Raw genomic sequence first — 20,134 nt, 5'->3', positions numbered from 1 at the left:
GTTTTGAGGGTACGAAGTACAACTCAAATACAAATCAGGTGATTATTGCGAAGAGGTCACACCCGTTCCCATACCGAACACGGCAGTTAAGCTCTTCAGCGTCGATGGTAGTTGGGGGTTTCCCCCTGTGAGAGTAGAACGTCGCCTGGTTTGGATTTTTTATAGATATAAATCTTTTTATTATCGCGGGGTGGAGCACGAACGAATATGCTTCGAAGAAATAACTTCAGCATACCAATCGAGCCGCTACTTGCATAAACATCCTGAGATTGGGATGGTCATAATAACATTAACTTTCATGGATCTTATAAATAGTATCCACATTATCGCGGGGTGGAGCACGAACGAATATGCTTCGAAGAAATAGCTTCAGCATACCAATCGAGCCGCTACTTGCATAAACATCCTGAGATTGGGATGGTCATAACACATTAACTTTCATGGAACTATATTAATAGTATCCACATTATCGCGGGGTGGAGCACGAACGAATATGCTTCGAAGAAATAACATCAGCATACCAATCGAGCCGCTACTTGCATAAACATCCTGAGATTGGGATGGTCATAATAACATTAACTTTCATGGATCTTATTAATAGTATCCACATTATCGCGGGGTGGAGCAGTCTGGTAGCTCGTCGGGCTCATAACCCGAAGGTCGCAGGTTCAAATCCTGTCCCCGCAACCAAAATGGTCCCGTGGTGTAGCGGTTAACATGCCTGCCTGTCACGCAGGAGATCGCCGGTTCGATCCCGGTCGGGACCGCCATACATACGATTCTTAAAACGAAACAAAAAATTGTTTCGTTTTTTTTATTATATTGGAAATGAGTAATATATAATCAGCCTTATTTGTAAGACTATTACTTTTATCGATAACTGTTTAAAACAGGCCGGCACAAGCAAAAGTCTGCTCAACTGAAACCATAAATGGGAATCGTAGAAAATAGAGATTAAGAAGAATCTATGTGATTAGAAGACACTGATTAAGGTCTGCAAAAAAAGGTAGAAGTAACAAAATTGATGAATGCAACTTATGGTAAATTTCTATACTTTATTTAAACTATTCAAAAGAATATTACTGTTTGACATCCGCTTAATGTTTTGAAATGATATAATATGGCAAAGTTAGAAATAGACGAGTTAGAATTTTGGTGGTGAAGTAATTGGAGATTGTTTTACATACAAATACTGAGGAAGAAACTCAAGAAATTGCATTTTTTCTGGGAAAAATAGTGCAACAAAAGGATGTAATCTTATTAGAAGGAGATCTAGGTGCAGGAAAGACTACCTTTACAAAAGGCTTTGCTAAAGGTCTTGATGTAAAAAGGACGGTTAATAGCCCAACTTTTAATATTATTAAAGAATATAAAGGTAGAATACCTCTTTATCATATGGATGTTTATCGTTTAGAAGGTAGTAGTGAAGATTTAGGCTTTGATGAGTATTTTATGGGTGAAGGTGTTTGTGTTGTAGAATGGGCTCATTTAATTTCGGATTACTTACCAAATGAATTCTTAAAAATCATAATAACTCATGAAGAAAATGGTAGAATGATTACTTTTATTCCAAATGGATCTAGGTATGAATTTATTTGTAAGGAGTTAATAAACAATGACCGTTTTAGCAATTGATACATCTACAAATGTTATGGGGATTAGTCTAATAAAAGATCAATCTGTTATTGGAGAAACAATAACATTTATTAATAAAAACCATTCTGTACGATTAATGCCAGCAATTAGTAGTTTAATGGAAGAATGCAATATAAAACCAAAGGAATTATCTAAAATAGTAGTTGCAAAAGGCCCTGGCTCTTATACAGGTGTACGTATTGGTGTCACTGTGGCTAAATCATTAGCTTTCACTTTAAATATTCCAATTATCGGAGTATCCAGTTTGAAGGTATTGGCTGCGAATGGGCGATATTTTAATGGCTTAGTTTGTCCTATATTTGACGCAAGACGTAATTTGTTATTTACAGGTCTTTATGATTTTAATGGGCAAATTGCTAATGAGGTATTAGAAGACTGCAATATTGACCGTAGTATTTGGATTGAAAAACTTAAATCATATAATGAACAAATATTATTTATTGGTAATGATGTATCAATTCATAAAGAATTTATTATTGAACATTTAAAAGATAAAGCTGTCTTTGCAAAAGAAAGTTTGAATAACCAGAGACCTAGTGAGCTGTTTACATGTAGCTTAGAAGAAAAAGAAGAATCAGTTCATAGTTTTGCACCAGAATATTTAAGATTATCAGAAGCAGAAGCTAATTGGCTAGCAAGTCAAGAAAAGTAGGAGGATATTATGATCTCATCGGTTGCTTTTCGTAAAATGAAAGAAGAAGATTTAGATCAAATAGTAGAAATTGAAAAACAATCATTCCCTACTCCATGGACATATGAGGCTTTTTATAATGAATTATATTCGAATCAATTTGCCAATTATATAGTGGCTGAAGTTGATGAGAAACTGATTGGTTATTGCGGATTATGGGTTGTCATTGACGAAGGGCATATTACGAATATAGCTATTTTGCCAGATTATAGAGGAGTAGGTCTTGGCGAAAAGTTACTTCGCTCAGTAATGGAAACTGCTAAAAATCTTGGAGCTGAAACATTGACATTGGAAGTTAGGGTATCAAATCATGTAGCAAAAGGACTGTATCGAAAGCTGGGATTCCAAGATGGTGGTATTCGAAAAAGCTATTATACAGATAATTTTGAGGATGCATTAGTTATGTGGGTGAAATTGAAATGATAAATGAAAATTGTTTAATTCTTGCTATTGAGACGAGCTGCGATGAAACTTCCGCAGCAGTTGTTAAAAATGGAAATGAAATTCTAAGTAATGTAGTAGCTACTCAGATCGATATTCATAAACGTTTTGGAGGAGTAGTACCTGAAGTTGCATCACGATTACATGTTGAGCAAATAACTTTGGTAATAGAAGAAGCAATGAAGCAAGCACAAGTAGAATATGAAGATCTGGCTGCCGTTGCTGTTACAGAAGGTCCAGGGCTAGTAGGAGCGTTACTAATTGGGGTTAATGCGGCAAAAGCAATTGCATTTGCACATGGATTACCGCTTATTGGAGTTCATCATATTGCGGGTCATATTTACGCTAATCAACTAGTACAGCCTCTGCAGTATCCATTGTTAGCCTTAGTAGTATCTGGAGGACATACAGAGCTTGTCTACATGAAGGAAGATGGCATGTTTGAAGTTATAGGTGAAACAAGGGATGATGCAGCAGGGGAAGCTTATGATAAAGTTGCTAGAACGCTTAAATTACCTTATCCAGGTGGCCCTCACATTGATCGTCTAGCACAGGAAGGATCTGCAACAATTCCATTTCCTAGAGCATGGTTAGAAGAGGGTAGCTATGATTTTAGTTTCAGTGGATTAAAGTCAGCAGTCATTAATTATATGCATAATGCCGAGCAAAGGGGCGTGGAAGTATCACCTGCTGATGTCGCAGCAAGCTTCCAAGAAAGTGTAATTGAAGTAATTGTTTCTAAAACAATTCAAGCTGCTAAAGAATATAACGTAAAACAAGTATTATTAGCTGGAGGAGTGGCAGCTAATAAAGGGTTAAGGGCTACATTACAAGAAGAGATGGATGCCTTGAGTAATATTGAATTAGTTATACCACCTCTATCACTTTGTACTGATAATGCCGCGATGATTGGCGCTGCTGCATTTATCCGTTTAAAACAAGGGAAACTAGGTAATTTGGCATTAAACGGTAATCCAGGTTTGGATTTAGAGAATATGTAAGAAGTACTTATTCACAATTTTTTTATAAAATGTGGATAAGTACTTTTTATTTGTTAAGAACTTATTAAACTATGTGTACAAAACTGTGAATAACATTATTGGTTCTCTGTGGATAATGTGTATAAACCTGTGTAAAAGCTAAATTACAATTGAATATATGTGGATAAATATGTAGATAAGAAAAAACGGATAGCAAAAAGGCTTATCCGTTTAATCATTATTCTTGTAAGTTCTCCCATTCTTCCATTAGGACTATTAACTTAGCTTCGTAGTCATTTTTCTTAGTTGTTAATTCCTGTACTAATTGAAAATCACCGTAGACTTCTGGCTTACATAATTCTAGTTCGATCGTCTCTATATCAAGCTCAATTTGCGATATATTACTTTCAATTTCCTCTATACGACGCTGAGTTTGACGGAGTTTTTTCTTCAATTCTTTGTCTTGTTGATAATCAGAAATTGGTTGCGAGGATTGTTTAACTTGTGCTAATGTAGCCTCTTTTTCTGCTTGTTCTTTTTCAAATGCTTCGTTTTTCTTAAATTGGTAATAGTCATAATCACCCAAATAAATTGATAATCCTGTTTTTGCTAGTTCAAAAGTTTTTGTGGATAATCTGTTCATAAAGTAACGATCATGAGAAACAAATAAAATTGTTCCAGGGTAATCTAATAAAGCATTTTCTAATACTTCTTTACTATCTAAATCTAAGTGGTTAGTAGGCTCATCTAGGATTAGGAAATTAGCTTTTTTCATCATAAGTTTTGCTAAAGCTAATCTTGCCTTTTCTCCACCACTTAAAGTGTTAACGATTTTTGTCACGTCATCACCAGAAAATAAGAAATTCCCTAATATTGTTCGAATTTCTTGTTCGGCCTTTAACGGATAATCATCCCAAAGTTCGTCTAATACTCTCTTATTAGAAGTTAGTTTTGCTTGCTCCTGGTCATAGTAACCAACCGTAACATTTGCACCAAAATCAATCGTTCCTTGTAATTTTTCTAAATCTCCAATAATCGTTTTAAGTAATGTTGATTTACCAACACCATTTGGACCGACTAATGCGACACTATCGCCTCGATTCAGTACGAATCTCATCGGCTGATTGATTGTTGGGATACGCTCATAACCAATAAATAAATCTTGTACAGACAACACATCATTGCCGCTTTGTTTTTCAATTGTGAATGAGAAATTAGCTGAAGACTCGTCTCCTAGTGGCTTGTCTAATCGAACCATTCGATCTAATTGTTTCCTACGACTTTGAGCTCTTTTTGTAGTTGAGGCACGAGCAATATTACGCTGCACAAAATCCTCAAGTTTAGAGATTTCATCTTGTTGTTTTTCGAACTGTTTTAATTCTTGTTCATATTGAGCTGCCTTTAAATCAAGGTACTTACTATAATTACCAACAAATCGTTGATGCTTATGATTAGATATTTCATAAACAATATTAACAACTTGATCAAGGAAATATCGATCATGGGAAACGATTAATACTGCGCCAGGATATGACTGTAAGTAGCGCTCTAACCAACTAAGGGTCTCAATATCTAAATGGTTCGTAGGCTCATCCAAGATTAACAAGTCTGGCTTTGTCAGTAATAGCTTACCTAATGCTAGGCGTGTCTTTTGTCCACCGCTTAATGAAGAGATTTTTGTTTCATAATCTTCATTACTAAAACCTAAACCACTAATGATTGAACGAATATCTGCTTCAAACTGGTAACCGCCGTTTTCTTTAAATGTATATTGTAGATGATCATATTCATTCATAACCTTGTCATAAACGGATTGATTAGAGTAGACTTCCTCCTTAGTCATTTTAACTTCTAGTTTTCTCATATTATCTTGCATTTCTACTAAATGATTGAATACAGAATAATATTCTTCCCAAATCGTTTTATCACTCTGTAAACCAGTGTTTTGGGCTAGGTATCCTACAGTAACGTCTTTAGGCTTATTTATTTCGCCGCCATCATAGGATATTTCACCTGCTATGATTTTCAATAATGTAGATTTTCCAGCACCATTACGTCCAACAATGGCAACTCGATCACTCGTTTGAACTTCTAATTTTATATTTGAAAGTATAATGTCACTACCAAAATACTTTGAGACATTATTTACTTGTAAAAGAATCATTGATAACACCTCATTGCAAAATTTTTTATCTATGTAACTGTAGACTGTCAAAATTCTTAAATATAGTGTATATTTTACATTAGAACAAGTACTTTATTACTAAAATAAGGTCAAATTACACACCATAGTAAAAAGAATTACAGTAAGTGGGGGATTAAAAAATGGATTCGGAACAAATTAAAATTCCACAAGCTACTGCTAAACGTCTACCTTTATATTACCGTTTTATAAAGAATTTGTCTTTATCAGGTAAACAAAGAGTTTCTTCAGCAGAGTTAAGTGAAGCAGTAAAGGTAGATTCCGCTACAATCAGAAGAGATTTTTCTTATTTTGGGGCACTAGGTAAAAAAGGTTATGGATATAATGTAAATTACTTATTAACTTTTTTCTCGAAAGCGCTTAACCAGCATGAAGTTATGAAAGTTGCATTAATTGGTGTTGGTAATTTAGGAACTGCATTTTTACACTATAATTTTATAAAAAATAATAATACAAAAATTGAGATGGCATTTGATATTGATCCAAATAAAATTGGTACTGAAATAGGTGGAGTACCTGTTTATAATTTAGAAAATCTAGAAGAAGTTATGAATGAAGATATTCAAATCGTTATTTTAACTGTTCCTGCACCAGTGGCACAATCAATAGCTGATCGATTAAATGGAAAAAATATTAGAGGAATTTTAAATTTCACACCTGCACGAATTAGTGTACCAGAACATATTCGCATTCATCATATAGACTTAGCAGTTGAACTGCAAACATTGGCATATTTTTTACAACAATAAAATTACTGGATATATAAAAAACCCCCTCTTGGGGGTTTTTTAATGTAAATTAATCTGCTGAAAAACAACAAAAGAGTTCATTAACATATGTGTTAAGATTGGAACCAAAATTGAGTTTGTTCGTTTATACAGGTAACAAAATACAAAACCAATTAGAAAGTATGACAAAAAGAAGGGTAAGTCTCCATGCATAAGTGAAAAGATCGCTGAACTAATCCCAGCAGAAATAATAAATGGTAAACGATTATAAAGCCTTTTAAAAATAATTCCACGAAAAATAACTTCTTCTAAAATTGGTGCAACTAGACTTGGTATGACAATAAAAGCTGGATTAAGCTTAGCGATGTTTATGATATTTTGAGTATTTTCTGAGCCCTTATGTAAATCAAGTACATAAATTAAAATTAAATTACAAACAATTTGAGTTAGCATTGTTATGAAGTAACCTAAAATAACCCAATTTATTATTGTACGATAATTAGTTTTAAAACTCTTTATTCCTTCATAAATGGGCTTGTGTAATAAGAGAAGTATAATAATTAATCCAGTTACGAAACTAATACAACCCCATAATGCCACCGCTTCAAGAGAAGCTGTTTTCCGATCCACTCCAACGTATAAGTTACTTTTTAATAAAAAGGGAACTCCGAATACCGCTGAATATTGAAGAACGACGTACGTTAATAAAATCCATAAATCTCTAGTTTTCAATACAATAGCTCCTTTGTGTTGATATTTTTCATAACAAAAAGGTTTATAACAACACGTACATATTTTACTCGTTTCTTATGTTTCTTAAAAGAAATTTTCACTTTTTATTTTACTTTTGATAGTTGATAAATAAAACTTATTAAATTTCGACAAGAAAAGTGCCTGCTTCGGGCTTGCAAAATTTTTTAATATTATTTAAACTATTAATTGTGTTAGCACTCAATACACATGAGTGCTAAAAAAATAATGATTTGATTATTGAGGAGGTATTACGCATGTTAAAGCCATTAGGTGATCGTGTTGTAATTGAGCTTGTTGAGTCTGAAGAAAAAACTGCTAGTGGTATCGTGTTACCAGGTAGTGCACAAGAAAAGCCACAAGAAGGCAAAGTTGTTGCAGTAGGTACTGGTCGAGTACTTGAAAATGGTGAGCGCGTTGCTTTAGAAGTATCTGTAGGTGACCGCATTATCTTCTCTAAATATTCAGGAACAGAAGTTAAGTACGGCGGTACTGAATACTTAGTACTTCGCGAAAACGATATTCTTGCAATTATAGGTTAATAAAATAAAATACTTAAATTAAAAAATATATCTTTTAAATTATAAGGAGGTCATTTTCATGGCAAAGGACATTAGATTTGGTGAAGAAGCACGTCGCGCAATGTTACGTGGTGTAGACGCTTTAGCTGATGCTGTAAAAGTAACTTTAGGACCAAAAGGACGTAACGTAGTTCTTGAGAAAAAATTCGGTTCTCCATTAATTACTAATGATGGTGTTACAATCGCTAAAGAAATTGAATTAGAAGATGCATTTGAAAATATGGGTGCTAAATTAGTTGCGGAAGTTGCTAGCAAAACAAATGATGTTGCTGGGGACGGTACAACAACTGCGACAGTTTTAGCGCAAGCTATGATTCGTGAAGGTCTTAAAAACGTAACTGCTGGTGCAAACCCAATGGGTATCCGTAAAGGTATCGAAAAAGCAGTTGCAGTAGCAATTGAAGAATTAAAAACAATCTCAAAACCAATTGAAGGCAAAGAGTCAATCGCACAAGTTGCTGCAATTTCTTCAGCGGATCCAGAAGTTGGACAATTAATTGCTGAAGCAATGGAGCGCGTTGGTAACGATGGAGTTATTACTCTTGAAGAATCAAAAGGTTTCACAACTGAGTTAGAAGTAGTAGAAGGTATGCAATTTGACCGTGGATACTCTTCTCCTTACATGGTTACAAATTCAGAGAAAATGGTTGCTGAATTAGAAAATCCATATATATTAATCACAGATAAAAAAGTAACTAACATTCAAGAAATCTTACCAGTACTTGAGCAAGTTGTTCAACAAGGTAAGCCACTATTAATTATTGCTGAGGATGTTGAAGGTGAAGCACAAGCAACAATCATCGTAAATAAATTACGTGGTACGTTCAATGCTGTTACTGTTAAAGCTCCTGGCTTCGGTGACCGTCGTAAAGCAATGTTAGAAGATATCGCGATCTTAACTGGCGGTGAAGTGATTACAGAAGAATTAGGATTAGATCTTAAAACAACTAACATCACTCAATTAGGTCGTGCTTCAAAAGTTGTAGTAACAAAAGAAAACACTACAATCGTTGAAGGTGCTGGTGAAACTGCAGAAATCCAAAGACGTATCGGCGTAATCCGTGCTCAATTAGAAGAAACTACTTCTGAATTTGATCGCGAAAAATTACAAGAGCGTTTAGCTAAATTAGCTGGTGGAGTAGCAGTAATCAAAGTTGGTGCTGCAACTGAAACTGAATTAAAAGAGCGTAAATTACGTATTGAAGATGCATTAAACTCAACACGTGCTGCAGTTGAAGAAGGTATTGTAGCTGGTGGTGGTACTGCATTAATGAGCGTATTTAATAAAGTAGCTGCAATCGAAGCAGAAGGTGACGTAGCAACAGGTATCAACATCGTATTACGTGCACTTGAAGCTCCAGTTCGTCAAATCGCTACAAATGCTGGTCTAGAAGGATCAGTAATTATTGAGAAATTAAAAAATGCAGAAGTTGGCGTTGGTTTCAATGCTGCTAACGGACAATGGGTAAACATGATCGAAGAAGGTATCGTTGACCCAACTAAAGTTACACGTTCTGCACTTCAAAACGCAGCATCTGTTTCAGCTATGTTCTTAACAACTGAAGCAGTAGTAGCTGATATCCCTGAGAAAAATGCTCCAGCAATGCCTGACATGGGCGGCATGGGCATGGGCGGCATGATGTAATACAGAAAAAACCCTTGAGCGATCAAGGGTTTTTTTGTTTGTTAAATAATCGTAATTGATAGGATCTTCCCCTATAGGTAGACAGAAGAAAAAGTTAGCATGATATGATGTTCTTAACTGTTTATCTATAGGGGATTTTTATGTCTTTTAAAACTAAATTTATAAAAATTTTAGTTTATAAAATCAAACCGTTTTTCATTATTGTTCGTTACTTATTAAAAGGAATCATTTTAATAATGAGGGGGGCTTGCCTTTTTTATGCAAAAAATGAGTGACGCTGAATTGATGCAATTAATAAAAGAAAAACATCGGCCTGCACTAGAAGAATTATATGACCGATATATTAAAGTTGTCTATTCGTTTAGTTTGAAATCAACGAAGGATCCTGAGAAAGCAAAGGGAATCGTCCAAGCTGTATTTATGAGAATTTGGACAACAAAAAATGCTTATGATCCAAAGAAAGGTCATTTTGTAAATTGGCTACTTACAATTACTAGAAATATCACTATTGATCATCATCGTAAGGAGAAAAAAGAAACTGCTTTAGTACCAATTGGACAGGAACAATTGGAGCAGATACCAGAATATCCATCCAATAATCCTGCCGAAATATTGTCTAAGAAGGTTCTTAGAGAACAAATACAGCATGCCTATCAATACCTTTCAAATAGCCAAATCGAGCTAATTCAGTGGCTATACTGGGAAGGATATACACTTAGAGAAATAGCTGAGATGAAGCAAGAACCTATTGGTACGATTAAAAGTCGATTACATCAAGCACTAAAAGTATTAAGAAATAGGATGGAACCAGAGTTAGGGGGAATGAAAAAATGACTAATAATAAAGGTTGTTCATTTTCCAATGATCTAGTCTCATATATGCTCGGAGAAGTTACAGAAGAAGAAAAGCTTTTATTTGAAGAACATATTTTAAATTGTGAACGTTGCCGTTTGGAAGTCCAAGAGATGGAGGAGGCGTGGAATGTGATTCCATTAACTTTGGATGATGTAGAAATTCCCACAGATTTAAAGGAAGAAGTAATGAATTATATTTTTCCACCTAATCATTCTACTGCTAAAAATTCAATAGTACATCTTCGCAAATTTCTATACGGTTTGGCAGCTGCTATAATACTATTTTCTTTTGTTGGCTTATTATGGAATAATCTTCACCTTAAACAAGAATTAGCTCAAGTAAGCAAAAAGGCAATTTCACCAACAGATGTTGTTCAAGTCTATTCATTAAGATCAACCAATCCAGCAGTAAATTTAGCAAGAGGAGATGCGTGGGTTTACAAGAAAGGTTCTCAAAAACAGATAGTATTCAAACTACGTGGGCTTGAGACTACAAAAGGTACTGAGGCTTATCAAGCTTGGCTAATACATGATGGAAAGCGAAGAAGTGCGGGGACTTTTCATGTTGATAAAAATGGTAATGGTTTTCTTAGTTACGTATTAAAAGAAAATGATCAGTCTTTTGAAGCAATCGGTATTTCGCTCGAACCAGATGCAAATAGTATCCAGCCACGTGGGAAAAAAATTTTAGGAACATAAAGTAAAATGCCCATGATTCAGTTTAGGAACCATGGGCTTAAGTTTATTACTTTTTAATACTATTTGTAGGTGAAGTTATTAACCACCCAACAGGAGCTCCTCCAATTGCGTGACTCAAAGTTCGACCTTCAATCACAGCCGGTTCAGAATTCCTCGCAATACTGCCGTCTTGTTTTACATTATAGTATATGCTTCCATCATTGATATCCTGATCTTTAAAGCTGAACATAACTGGATTATTAAATTTAACAATAATTTCATTTGTCTTAGAATCTACCACTCTAAATGCAAAATTCATAATCACTTTTTCACCTTCTGGGGCATTTGTTTGGAAAGTACTATTTTTCCCTTCAAGTATTTGAAAAACAACATCATTACTAAACGTACCTTTAGGAATATTAACTTTTATTCCACTATGACTAATTTTTGCAGCTGCACCTGATTCAATTTTCTTTTCAGCAATTACTTTTGGAAATCCAAATTGGGTAAAATCACTCGCAGCAAATGCCACTGCACTAAATAAAATTATTGAAAATAACGACATAGCTGCTAAAAATGTAAAACGAATTTTTCTCATTAACATACATCTCCTTCTAAATTTTAAGTTTCATTAAAGGTAACGGAATAAATGTTAGTACGGTTTGAACGGAAATGTATTTTTTTTAAAAACTTAATCAAAATAGACTGAACTTGTAATCCAAGTGGGATTCGATTATTTACATTTGGAGTAGTCGAGAATGAGAAGAGTTAAACTAAATCTTTAAATTTGGTTTATATAATACTCAGACTTCATTGACTATATAATGATTAAATATGTATAGTAAGTTTAATAAAAGCAAGAGCTTGTGATGCGATAGTATGAATAGATCAAATAATTTTTTTAAGGATGATTTAGATGAAGGTTGGTTTATATAGAGGATGCCTTTTTGGTCTCTTATTTTCTATACCATTTTGGTTGATAGTATTATGGATACTTTTTAGATAGAATTAAAAAACCCCCTTCAGAAAGTAAAAAGCTACTAATACTTTCTACTTAAAAGGGGATGGTTTGGTACTATAAAGAAGGTAATTTTTTAAACAACAAAATCATGGAATATAGGTTCAATTAATTCTCCGCTATTTAATTGCCCCCTATTTTTTATCACACATCTGACAAATGGTTCTACAAAAATATAATTTTTGTCTTCCCCAGTTTTTATATGTTTCGTTAGACTAAAGAATGCTGTTTTTTGGCCAGTATTCATACCGAACTCGACTAACCCTACATTTACATACTCACCATTTTTTAATTCAGAGATTAATAATCCCATTCCTTGTTTTTTATAGCCTGTAATATAGTAATTACTATATCTCCAGTTAATAATTTTTAACCAATTTAGTGATCGATGTGCTGGTATATAAGTTGAATCTTTTGATTTAGCTACTATACCTTCAAGCCCTAGAGTTTTAATTTGCTCAAAAAACATCTCACCTTCCGACTCGATATAAAAACTTTTTTTGATTGTTTCTTGATCAACTAATGTTTCTGAAAGGATTTTTTTTCGATAAGATAAAGGTTCTTTCATTAAGTTATTATTTTTAAGACGTAAAATATCAAAAACGATATATGTTAATGGAAATTGTTTGCTTCCTTGTAATATTTTTGATTCTTGAATAAAACTTACACGATTGGTTGCCGCTTCAAAATCCTCTCTGCCTTCATTATAACAAACTAAAACACCGTCTAAGTAACAATCATCTAAGTCGATATTTTCGAGTTCAGGGATTCTCTCCGTAATCTCGGTACCATTTTGATTAAAAAGTTTATTCTTTCCATTTTGCCTTTCAAGCATCATTCGAACACCATTTGATTTCAATTCAAAATAATGTTGATCAGAGTCAAATGGTTTATCAGCATTTTGTAATAGCATTGGCTCAATAAACATTTTTCATTTCGCTATCATGATTGTTGCTTACCAACATAATCAAGATTCCTTTCTTTTTTATTTAAATATATATAACACAAATTTTTGTTTTTAATATAGTTATAAATCCCTCTATTTTTACTCTTCCACTTGTTAATGTACTTTTATTTCTAGTGTATTTCAAGTCATAACTCGTCTAATTTCACAATATGATAAATTATCTTCTTATGAAAAGTGGTGTTATGAAATGGGAAGGAAAAATAATTTCAAAATTACGGAACCAATGTTGAATAAGTACTATGATTTGAGTCAAAAAAAGAAGGATATTGAAAATCAGTTAGAAGAATTGCAAAAAATTTTTCATGGATACTTTGATCATCAAGTTGGAACGAATGAAAAAGGTGAGCTAATTATTAATAACCTAAAACTTGAACGAATTATAAGAAAAAAAGAGAAATTTAATGAGGAGAAGACAATTAATAAATTAGAAGAATTGAACCTTTCCGATTTAATACAAGTTGTAAAAAAGCCAGATGGAGATAAAATCAAGTCGGCTTTAAATTTGGGGTTATTAAAAGAGAAGGATTTGGATGGATGTATATCTGTTAACTCATCACAAGCAATATATGTTAAACCACTAAAAAAGTAATTAGTTTTGGTAAAAGGATTAAATAATACAAAATTAGGAGAGTATCTAATACTCTCTTTTTATATGTAACGAATTTTCTCTTTTAGAATAATGTAATAGTATACATGTCCAAGTATTCGGATATGCAATTAATGAAAAGGAGTGCTAATTTTGGCAACTTGGAGAAATGATTTTATTTCGATGAACAAGTATACGAGGCCGTCAATAAAATTGAAGGAAGTTAGAAAAATTGTGCTACATTGGACAGCCAATCCGGGGGCAAGTGCACAAAGTCACCAAAGGTATTTTAATGGGATAGCGATAAAAAATAAAACATATGCATCTGCTCATATATTTGTTGATTCCAAAGAGGCAATCTGTATTATTCCACTTGATGAGGTAGCGTATCATGCAAATGATCATTATGAAAGAAATAGTAATGGTGGAGTTTATAGAGGAGTGGATGAACTCGCTCCGAATGCAAATAAGCTTTCAATTGGTGTTGAAATGTGTGTCGAAAAGGATGGTGCGATTTCACAATTTACAATAACACGTACAATCAGAGTAATTGCTGAATTGTGTAAGATGTTTAAACTAACTGCAAATGACATTGTAAGACATTATGACATAACACATAAGCCATGCCCAAAACCCTTCATAGACCACCCCGATCGATTCAACGAGTTTAAAGCACAAGTGAATGCGATCTTAAATCCCCCGAAAACTCAAACAGATTCAATTCCATACCCTGGTATTTTAAAAGAAGGATCAAGAGGTGAATCTGTAAAAAAGGTTCAACAAAAACTTAATATAACAGCAGATGGAATTTTTGGACCAGTTACTGAAAATGCAGTAAAAAAATTTCAAGCAAGAAATGGACTAGTTGTCGATGGAATTGTTGGAAAAAACACTTGGGCCAAGCTGTTTTAATATCACATAAAAGAAAAAATCCCTATTTCGATTTCGAATAGGGAATTTTTTTAATGAGGTGAGATGATTTTTAAACCAATAACAGATCCAATTACTAATGTGATAAATAGCAGCCTCTTCCATTCACGTGATTCATTAAAGAACAACATGCCTATTAAAACAGATCCAGCGGCACCTATACCAGTCCAAATTGTATAACCTGTTCCGACAGGTATAACCTTTAAGGCCTTTGATAATAAGTAAAAACTAGCCCATCCAGAGAGAATACACAAAATGGAGTAGTTAAGTTTTTTAAAATTATTAGATAGCTTCATAAAGATGACAAAGCCAACTTCCCCCAAACCCGCGATCAATAAAAATAACCAAGCCATTTTATGCTGCATCTCCTTTTTCATTTTTGTTATCACCTGAAGTTAATTTCAAGCCAATTATTCCAGATAATAATGCAATGACAAGAATAATTTTTAATAGCGATGCTGATTCATTTAAAAATATCATTCCAATAATAACTGTCCCAGCAGCTCCGATACCTGTAAAAACTGCGTAGGCAGTGCCTATTGGAATATCTTTTATTGCTTTTGAAAATAAATAAAAGCTGAACAAGATCCCAGCTATCGTTAAAGTTGTTGGTAACAAATTTGTAAATCCTTCAGAGTATTTTAGTCCAAATGCCCAAGCAATTTCGGAAAACCCCGCTATAACTAAGTAAATCCAACTCATAAATAATCCCTCCTTATAGAAGATTAAATAAATGATTTTGTTTTGGTAAACTACCTACCGTTCGTTAGTTAAAAGATACACTATAATTTTATTCATGACAAGTTGCAACGTTTACACAAAAATTTATTTTTTTTATGCATTGAAATACCTTGACCGAAAAATTATACATTGTTAGAATGAGACAATAATACAATATTCGTCATTATTCTTCATATATCCTCGACAATATGGGTCGAGAGTCTCTACCGGGGCACCGTAACAGGCCCTGACTATGAAGGCAGTCTGACTTTGTTTTACTTTAAGTCTGATTTTCTGCCTTCTTATACGTATTTTTCGTATGTAAAAAGAGGAGAAAATCGGCTTTTTTTATTTTTTTTGGGGAAAAATAGTATCAGTTTAACTGATACGTTAATTCAATATATATAGATGGGGTGACCGTTTTGCAACAACATGACACAATTGTAGTACTAGATTTTGGAAGTCAATATAACCAACTTATTGCACGCCGTATCCGTGAGTTTGGGGTTTATAGTGAATTACGTCCACATACAATAACTGCAGAGGAAATTAAGCAAATGGGCGCTAAAGGGATTGTTTTCTCTGGCGGACCAAATAGTGTATATGGTGAAAATGCATTTTTCTGTGATGAAGCAATTTTTGATTTAGAAATTCCAATCTTAGGTATTTGTTACGGTATGCAGTTAATGACGCAACATTTCGGTGGAACGGTAGCTAGAGCTGACCAACGTGAATATGGTAAAGCAGAATTAAATATTCAAAATCCGTCTGCTTTATTAAAAGACCTACCATCAGACCACGTAGTTTGGATGAGCCACGGTGATAAAGTAATTCAACAACCAGAAGGATTCGTTGTAGATGCAACTAGTGCTTCTTGCCCAATCGCCGCAATGAGTAACGAAGCTAAAAAAATGTATGGTGTACAATTCCACCCAGAAGTTCGTCACTCTGAATATGGAAATGATCTATTAAAGAATTTCGTATTCAATATTTGTGAATGTGAAGCAAATTGGTCAATGAAAAACTACATTGAAGTTGAACTTGAAAATATTCGTAAAACTGTAGGTGACAAAAAGGTACTTTGTGCACTTAGCGGTGGTGTTGATTCTTCAGTAGTTGCAGTATTAATTCACAAAGCAATTGGTGATCAATTAACATGTATCTTCGTTGACCACGGTTTATTACGTAAAGATGAAGCTGAAGGTGTTATGAAGACATTTAGCGAAGGCTTCCACATGAATGTAATTAAAGTAGATGCTAGAGAGCGCTTCTTAAGTAAACTTGCTGGTGTTTCTGATCCAGAAGAAAAGCGTAAAATTATCGGTAATGAATTCATCTATGTATTTGACGATGAGGCAGCAAAATTAGAAGGCATGGATTTCTTAGCTCAAGGAACTCTTTATACAGATATTATCGAGAGCGGTACGGCTACAGCTCAAACGATTAAATCACATCATAATGTTGGTGGATTACCTGAAGACATGCAATTCACGTTAATCGAGCCTTTAAGTACATTATTTAAAGACGAAGTACGTGCAGTTGGAACGGAACTAGGAATTCCAGACGCAATCGTTTGGAGACAACCATTCCCAGGACCAGGTCTAGGAATTCGTGTATTAGGAGAAATTACTGATCAAAAACTTGAAATCGTTCGTGAATCAGATGCAATTTTACGTGAAGAAATTGCTTTAGCTGGTTTAGATAAAGAAATTTGGCAGTATTTCACAGTATTACCTGACATTCGCAGTGTTGGTGTAATGGGTGACGAACGTACGTATGATTACACTGTAGGTATTCGTGCAGTTACGTCAATCGATGGAATGACTGCTGACTGGGCACGTATCGATTGGGATGTACTTCAAAAAATCTCAACTCGTATTGTAAATGAAGTTAAACACGTAAACCGTATAGTATATGATATCACTAGTAAGCCACCTGCAACGATTGAGTGGGAATAATAAAAAAAAGCCATAAACCTTTGATCTACAAGGTTTATGGCTTTTTTTTATAAATTGGACACCAATTAGACTTCATTTTGTAACATATAGTTCCAATTTATTAAAATACATCGTGCTATTATTTAGATGTTAAAAAGTAGTACCATGTATATAGTGGTGGAGAGAAGGAGAATGCATATATTTTTTTATCATACTTAGCTATTTTTTCTCCTAAGTATTTTTTAAATCCAAATGATTAAGTTCAACAATATAGCTAAAATATGGTAAAAACGAACGAAAACGAATATTTCGTAAAAAATGTTCGTTTTTTTGTTGACACTAATGAAAACTGATTGTAATATAAGTATGTAAATTAAATAAATTATTTGTCATAACTTGTCGTATAGGCTAGTGAATATGGACTAGCGTCTCTACCCGCCACCGTAATATGGCGGACTACGAAGTAATGATTTCTGAAAGTTATTAACCCTATTATTTTGCTATTTTTCTACCATTCTAGGGTTAATAAGTTCAGAATGAAACTGCTCGTGATAGGCGCTTTTACCATTTGTGTAAAAGTGCCTTTTCTATTTCATAAAATAGAGACCGACTTTTAAGACTAAAACTTAGGAGGATCACATGAAAGAACGTATCAGTAATTATTTTGAGTTCAACAAGTTAGGCACATCATTTCGTCAAGAAACAATTGCTGGTTTAACTACATTCTTAGCAATGGCATATATATTATTTGTAAATCCATCGATTTTATCATTATCAGATATAAAGGATTTCCCAGAAACGTTAAGAATGAATAAAGAGGCAATCTTTGTAGCTACATCTTTAGCTGCAGCATATGGGTCGATTTTAATGGGAATTTATGCGAAATATCCAATTGCTTTAGCACCAGGTATGGGATTAAATGCATTCTTTGCTTTTAACGTAGTTCTTGGAATGGGTATTCCATGGCAAACGGCTTTAGCTGGCGTATTCGTATCAGGTATCATTTTTATCATTCTTTCATTAACTGGTCTTCGTGAACAAATTATTAATGCAATTCCAATTGAATTAAAGTTAGCAATTGGTAGCGGTATTGGATTTTTTATTACATTTGTCGGTTTAAAAAACTCAGGTATTATCGTAAGTAACCCTGCTACATTCGTATCACTTGGTAAATTAAATGAACCTGCTGTTTTATTAACGATTTTCGGTTTAGTTATTACTGTCGTTTTAATGGCTAGAAAAATTAAAGCTGGTGTATTTTTAGGTATGATCATCACTGCAATCGCAGGTATGATTTTTGGAATTATCGACTTACCATCTTCAGTTGTTGGTCCAGTACCAAGTATTGCTCCAACATTCGGTGAAGCAATTAAACATATTCCAGATGTTTTCTCTTCAGGAAAGATGTTTGCTGTAGTATTAACTTTCTTTATTGTTGATTTCTTTGATGCAACTGGAACATTAGTAGCTGTAGCGAACCAAGCTGGATTATTAAAAGAAAACAAACTTGAAAGAGCTGGTAAAGCATTAATGGTTGATGCAACTGCAGTAGTAGTTGGTTCAACTTTAGGTACAAGTACTACTACTTCTTATATTGAGTCAACTGCTGGTGTAGCTGCTGGTGGACGTACTGGATTCTCAGCAGTAGTAACAGGTATCTTATTCCTATTAGCATTATTCTTTGCACCACTTTTAGGAGTAGTAACTGCAGCGGTAACTTCACCTGCTTTAATCGTAGTCGGAGTTTTAATGGTTTCATCAATTGGTCAAATTGATTGGAAAAAGTTCGAAATTGCAGTTCCAGCATTCTTTACAATTATTGCAATGCCTTTAACTTATAGTATTGCTACTGGTATCGCAGTCGGTTTCATTTTCTATCCGATTTCAATGATCGCTGCTGGAAAAGCGAAAAAAATCCATCCTGTAATGTATGTATTGTTTGTAGTATTCCTATTATTCTTAACGTATTTTAGAGAGTAGAACTTAAATAAAAAAAGTCTGTACAAAGAAAATTCTTTCATTGTACAGGCTTTTTCTTTTTTTTTATATTGTGTACTATAAAAGTAATAATTTCTATAGGGGTAATATGATGGGTTTTCATGAACAAAAAATTCTACCAGCAGTTAGAAAAATAAAGGATTTAGAAAAATTATTAACTACTTCGTATAAATATATTGTTATTCTTGATATTCATATCGGTCAATTGAAAAGCGTTGTTTCTCTTGCTAAGCAACATGGAAAGAAAGTATTTTTACATGTCGACCTAATACATGGTTTACAAAGTGATGGACATGCAGCTGAATTTCTTTGTCAAGAATACAAGCCAGATGGATTACTTTCTACAAAATCAAATGTTATTTTAAAGGCTAAACAAAAAGGTGTTATTGCTATCCAACGAATCTTTTTGATTGATTCTGGAGCAATGGAAAAAAGTATATTGTTATTAGAAAAAACAAAACCAGATTACATTGAAGTGCTACCGGGGGCACTTACGAATGTAATTGCAGAAGTAAAGGAAAGAACTGGTATACCTATTTTAGCTGGTGGATTTATTAGAACTGTTGAAGAGGTGAATGCAGCTTTGAATGCAGGTGCTACAGCAATTACAACATCAGACAAAGACTTGTGGGGAAAATTTCTAAAATAGTGGCAAAAATATGAAAAAATTCTGTTGACACCGCTTTCAAATGAGGTTAGCATAAGAGACAAGTTAATAAACGTGACGGAGAAATGAAGAGATCCACAATTAATTGTTTCTATTTATTAATA

At 33.8% G+C, this 20,134-nt stretch carries 20 protein-coding genes, 2 tRNA genes, 1 rRNA gene and 2 riboswitches; of the genes, 17 read left to right on the top strand and 6 right to left on the bottom strand.

Annotated features, from left to right (window positions below; all coding sequences use genetic code 11):
* Positions 1 to 34: 34 nt before the first annotated feature.
* The 7 genes from rrf to tsaD all read left to right on the top strand — a co-directional run bounded on the left by rrf (position 35) and on the right by tsaD (position 3,789).
* Positions 35 to 150 (top strand): 5S ribosomal RNA (gene rrf, locus ACSBO6_RS20015).
* A 463-nt stretch (positions 151 to 613) separates the two neighbouring features.
* Positions 614 to 690, top strand: a tRNA-Met gene (locus ACSBO6_RS20010).
* Between the two features lie 4 nt (positions 691 to 694).
* Positions 695 to 770 (top strand) — tRNA-Asp (locus tag ACSBO6_RS20005).
* Positions 771 to 1,167: 397 nt separating this feature from the next.
* Positions 1,168 to 1,635, top strand: a complete 468-nt coding sequence (gene tsaE / locus ACSBO6_RS20000) for a tRNA (adenosine(37)-N6)-threonylcarbamoyltransferase complex ATPase subunit type 1 TsaE (protein ID WP_098846333.1) — start codon at positions 1,168 to 1,170, stop codon at positions 1,633 to 1,635.
* Positions 1,616 to 2,308: a tRNA (adenosine(37)-N6)-threonylcarbamoyltransferase complex dimerization subunit type 1 TsaB gene (gene tsaB, locus ACSBO6_RS19995; protein WP_098846332.1), complete on the top strand. Its 693-nt coding sequence runs from the start codon at positions 1,616 to 1,618 to the stop codon at positions 2,306 to 2,308. The genes tsaE and tsaB overlap by 20 nt, the downstream gene beginning before the upstream one ends.
* A 9-nt stretch (positions 2,309 to 2,317) precedes the next feature.
* Positions 2,318 to 2,770 carry a ribosomal protein S18-alanine N-acetyltransferase gene (rimI, locus tag ACSBO6_RS19990; protein WP_098846331.1) on the top strand — a complete coding sequence of 151 codons (453 nt, stop codon included), beginning with the start codon at positions 2,318 to 2,320 and terminating at the stop codon, positions 2,768 to 2,770.
* Complete coding sequence (tsaD, locus tag ACSBO6_RS19985) at positions 2,767 to 3,789, top strand: tRNA (adenosine(37)-N6)-threonylcarbamoyltransferase complex transferase subunit TsaD (protein ID WP_483295190.1); 1,023 nt, start codon at positions 2,767 to 2,769, stop codon at positions 3,787 to 3,789. The genes rimI and tsaD overlap by 4 nt, the downstream gene beginning before the upstream one ends.
* Before the next feature lie 217 nt (positions 3,790 to 4,006).
* On the opposite strand, the gene ACSBO6_RS19980 is transcribed toward tsaD, so the two are convergent.
* Positions 4,007 to 5,932: an ABC-F family ATP-binding cassette domain-containing protein gene (locus tag ACSBO6_RS19980; protein ID WP_498843930.1), complete on the bottom strand. Its 1,926-nt coding sequence runs from the start codon at positions 5,930 to 5,932 to the stop codon at positions 4,007 to 4,009.
* A 161-nt stretch (positions 5,933 to 6,093) separates the two neighbouring features.
* Between ACSBO6_RS19980 and ACSBO6_RS19975 the strand changes: the two genes are divergently transcribed.
* Positions 6,094 to 6,720: a redox-sensing transcriptional repressor Rex gene (locus tag ACSBO6_RS19975; RefSeq protein ID WP_098846328.1), complete on the top strand. Its 627-nt coding sequence runs from the start codon at positions 6,094 to 6,096 to the stop codon at positions 6,718 to 6,720.
* 39 nt (positions 6,721 to 6,759) lie between these two features.
* Here the strand turns inward: ACSBO6_RS19975 and ACSBO6_RS19970 are convergent, their stop codons facing one another.
* Positions 6,760 to 7,431 carry a CPBP family intramembrane glutamic endopeptidase gene (locus tag ACSBO6_RS19970; protein ID WP_098846327.1) on the bottom strand — a complete coding sequence of 224 codons (672 nt, stop codon included), beginning with the start codon at positions 7,429 to 7,431 and terminating at the stop codon, positions 6,760 to 6,762.
* 275 nt (positions 7,432 to 7,706) lie between these two features.
* Between ACSBO6_RS19970 and groES the strand changes: the two genes are divergently transcribed.
* The 4 genes from groES (at position 7,707) to ACSBO6_RS19950 (ending at position 11,228) form a co-directional block, all read left to right on the top strand.
* Positions 7,707 to 7,991 (top strand): co-chaperone GroES, encoded by a 285-nt coding sequence (groES, locus tag ACSBO6_RS19965; protein ID WP_025672094.1) that lies wholly within the window; start codon positions 7,707 to 7,709, stop codon positions 7,989 to 7,991.
* A gap of 58 nt (positions 7,992 to 8,049) precedes the next feature.
* On the top strand, positions 8,050 to 9,675 hold the full coding sequence (gene groL / locus ACSBO6_RS19960) for a chaperonin GroEL (protein ID WP_098846326.1): 1,626 nt from the start codon (positions 8,050 to 8,052) through the stop codon (positions 9,673 to 9,675).
* 258 nt (positions 9,676 to 9,933) lie between these two features.
* On the top strand, positions 9,934 to 10,509 hold the full coding sequence (locus tag ACSBO6_RS19955) for an RNA polymerase sigma factor (RefSeq protein ID WP_098846325.1): 576 nt from the start codon (positions 9,934 to 9,936) through the stop codon (positions 10,507 to 10,509).
* Positions 10,506 to 11,228 carry an anti-sigma factor gene (locus ACSBO6_RS19950; protein WP_098846324.1) on the top strand — a complete coding sequence of 241 codons (723 nt, stop codon included), beginning with the start codon at positions 10,506 to 10,508 and terminating at the stop codon, positions 11,226 to 11,228. The genes ACSBO6_RS19955 and ACSBO6_RS19950 overlap by 4 nt, the downstream gene beginning before the upstream one ends.
* A gap of 46 nt (positions 11,229 to 11,274) precedes the next feature.
* On the opposite strand, the gene ACSBO6_RS19945 is transcribed toward ACSBO6_RS19950, so the two are convergent.
* Entirely contained in the window at positions 11,275 to 11,805 is a 531-nt protein-coding gene (locus ACSBO6_RS19945) for a hypothetical protein (RefSeq protein WP_098846323.1), read from the bottom strand.
* A gap of 496 nt (positions 11,806 to 12,301) precedes the next feature.
* The gene (locus ACSBO6_RS19940) at positions 12,302 to 13,153 is read right to left on the bottom strand and encodes an ATP-dependent DNA ligase (protein ID WP_098846322.1); all 852 of its coding nucleotides are present in this window, start codon (positions 13,151 to 13,153) and stop codon (positions 12,302 to 12,304) included.
* Between the two features lie 226 nt (positions 13,154 to 13,379).
* Here ACSBO6_RS19940 and ACSBO6_RS19935 point away from each other — a divergent pair, with 226 nt between their 5' ends.
* Complete coding sequence (locus ACSBO6_RS19935) at positions 13,380 to 13,781, top strand: hypothetical protein (RefSeq protein ID WP_098846321.1); 402 nt, start codon at positions 13,380 to 13,382, stop codon at positions 13,779 to 13,781.
* A gap of 150 nt (positions 13,782 to 13,931) precedes the next feature.
* On the top strand, positions 13,932 to 14,690 hold the full coding sequence (locus tag ACSBO6_RS19930) for a peptidoglycan recognition protein family protein (protein ID WP_098846320.1): 759 nt from the start codon (positions 13,932 to 13,934) through the stop codon (positions 14,688 to 14,690).
* 50 nt (positions 14,691 to 14,740) lie between these two features.
* On the opposite strand, the gene ACSBO6_RS19925 is transcribed toward ACSBO6_RS19930, so the two are convergent.
* A complete protein-coding gene (locus ACSBO6_RS19925; protein WP_098846335.1) occupies positions 14,741 to 15,061 on the bottom strand; it encodes a DMT family transporter in 321 nt (106 codons plus the stop codon).
* 1 nt (position 15,062) lies between these two features.
* Positions 15,063 to 15,410 carry a DMT family transporter gene (locus tag ACSBO6_RS19920; protein WP_098846319.1) on the bottom strand — a complete coding sequence of 116 codons (348 nt, stop codon included), beginning with the start codon at positions 15,408 to 15,410 and terminating at the stop codon, positions 15,063 to 15,065.
* 189 nt (positions 15,411 to 15,599) lie between these two features.
* A riboswitch (purine riboswitch) is annotated at positions 15,600 to 15,702 on the top strand.
* 148 nt (positions 15,703 to 15,850) lie between these two features.
* Here ACSBO6_RS19920 and guaA point away from each other — a divergent pair.
* The 3 genes from guaA to ACSBO6_RS19905 all read left to right on the top strand — a co-directional run bounded on the left by guaA (position 15,851) and on the right by ACSBO6_RS19905 (position 20,012).
* Positions 15,851 to 17,386: a glutamine-hydrolyzing GMP synthase gene (gene guaA / locus ACSBO6_RS19915; RefSeq protein WP_498843929.1), complete on the top strand. Its 1,536-nt coding sequence runs from the start codon at positions 15,851 to 15,853 to the stop codon at positions 17,384 to 17,386.
* 358 nt (positions 17,387 to 17,744) lie between these two features.
* Positions 17,745 to 17,844, top strand: a riboswitch (purine riboswitch).
* Positions 17,845 to 18,016: 172 nt separating this feature from the next.
* Entirely contained in the window at positions 18,017 to 19,345 is a 1,329-nt protein-coding gene (locus tag ACSBO6_RS19910) for an NCS2 family permease (RefSeq protein WP_098846334.1), read from the top strand.
* Between the two features lie 109 nt (positions 19,346 to 19,454).
* Positions 19,455 to 20,012, top strand: a complete 558-nt coding sequence (locus ACSBO6_RS19905; protein ID WP_498843928.1) for a glycerol-3-phosphate responsive antiterminator — start codon at positions 19,455 to 19,457, stop codon at positions 20,010 to 20,012.
* The last annotated feature ends 122 nt before the right edge of the window (positions 20,013 to 20,134 follow it).

Source organism: Bacillus sp. AL-1R (assembly GCF_052180195.1).
In the GTDB taxonomy this organism is placed as follows: domain Bacteria; phylum Bacillota; class Bacilli; order Bacillales; family Bacillaceae_G; genus Gottfriedia.
The sequence above is the reverse complement of the archived record's forward strand: the minus strand, read 5'-3'. Positions and strand labels throughout refer to the sequence as shown.

Excerpts from the sequence above, each read along its gene's own strand:
- ACSBO6_RS19905 (WP_498843928.1), top strand. The coding sequence starts at position 19,455 with ATGGGTTTTCATGAACAAAAAATTCTACCAGCAGTTAGAAAAATAAAG.
- tsaB (WP_098846332.1), top strand. The coding sequence starts at position 1,616 with ATGACCGTTTTAGCAATTGATACATCTACAAATGTTATGGGGATTAGT.
- ACSBO6_RS19955 (WP_098846325.1), top strand. The coding sequence starts at position 9,934 with ATGCAAAAAATGAGTGACGCTGAATTGATGCAATTAATAAAAGAAAAA.
- rimI (WP_098846331.1), top strand. The coding sequence starts at position 2,318 with ATGATCTCATCGGTTGCTTTTCGTAAAATGAAAGAAGAAGATTTAGAT.
- tsaD (WP_483295190.1), top strand. The coding sequence starts at position 2,767 with ATGATAAATGAAAATTGTTTAATTCTTGCTATTGAGACGAGCTGCGAT.
- ACSBO6_RS19920 (WP_098846319.1), bottom strand. The coding sequence starts at position 15,410 with ATGAGTTGGATTTACTTAGTTATAGCGGGGTTTTCCGAAATTGCTTGG.
- groES (WP_025672094.1), top strand. The coding sequence starts at position 7,707 with ATGTTAAAGCCATTAGGTGATCGTGTTGTAATTGAGCTTGTTGAGTCT.
- ACSBO6_RS19950 (WP_098846324.1), top strand. The coding sequence starts at position 10,506 with ATGACTAATAATAAAGGTTGTTCATTTTCCAATGATCTAGTCTCATAT.
- groL (WP_098846326.1), top strand. The coding sequence starts at position 8,050 with ATGGCAAAGGACATTAGATTTGGTGAAGAAGCACGTCGCGCAATGTTA.
- ACSBO6_RS19940 (WP_098846322.1), bottom strand. The coding sequence starts at position 13,153 with ATGTTTATTGAGCCAATGCTATTACAAAATGCTGATAAACCATTTGAC.
- ACSBO6_RS19935 (WP_098846321.1), top strand. The coding sequence starts at position 13,380 with ATGGGAAGGAAAAATAATTTCAAAATTACGGAACCAATGTTGAATAAG.
- ACSBO6_RS19945 (WP_098846323.1), bottom strand. The coding sequence starts at position 11,805 with ATGAGAAAAATTCGTTTTACATTTTTAGCAGCTATGTCGTTATTTTCA.
- ACSBO6_RS19980 (WP_498843930.1), bottom strand. The coding sequence starts at position 5,932 with ATGATTCTTTTACAAGTAAATAATGTCTCAAAGTATTTTGGTAGTGAC.
- ACSBO6_RS19975 (WP_098846328.1), top strand. The coding sequence starts at position 6,094 with ATGGATTCGGAACAAATTAAAATTCCACAAGCTACTGCTAAACGTCTA.
- ACSBO6_RS19925 (WP_098846335.1), bottom strand. The coding sequence starts at position 15,061 with ATGGCTTGGTTATTTTTATTGATCGCGGGTTTGGGGGAAGTTGGCTTT.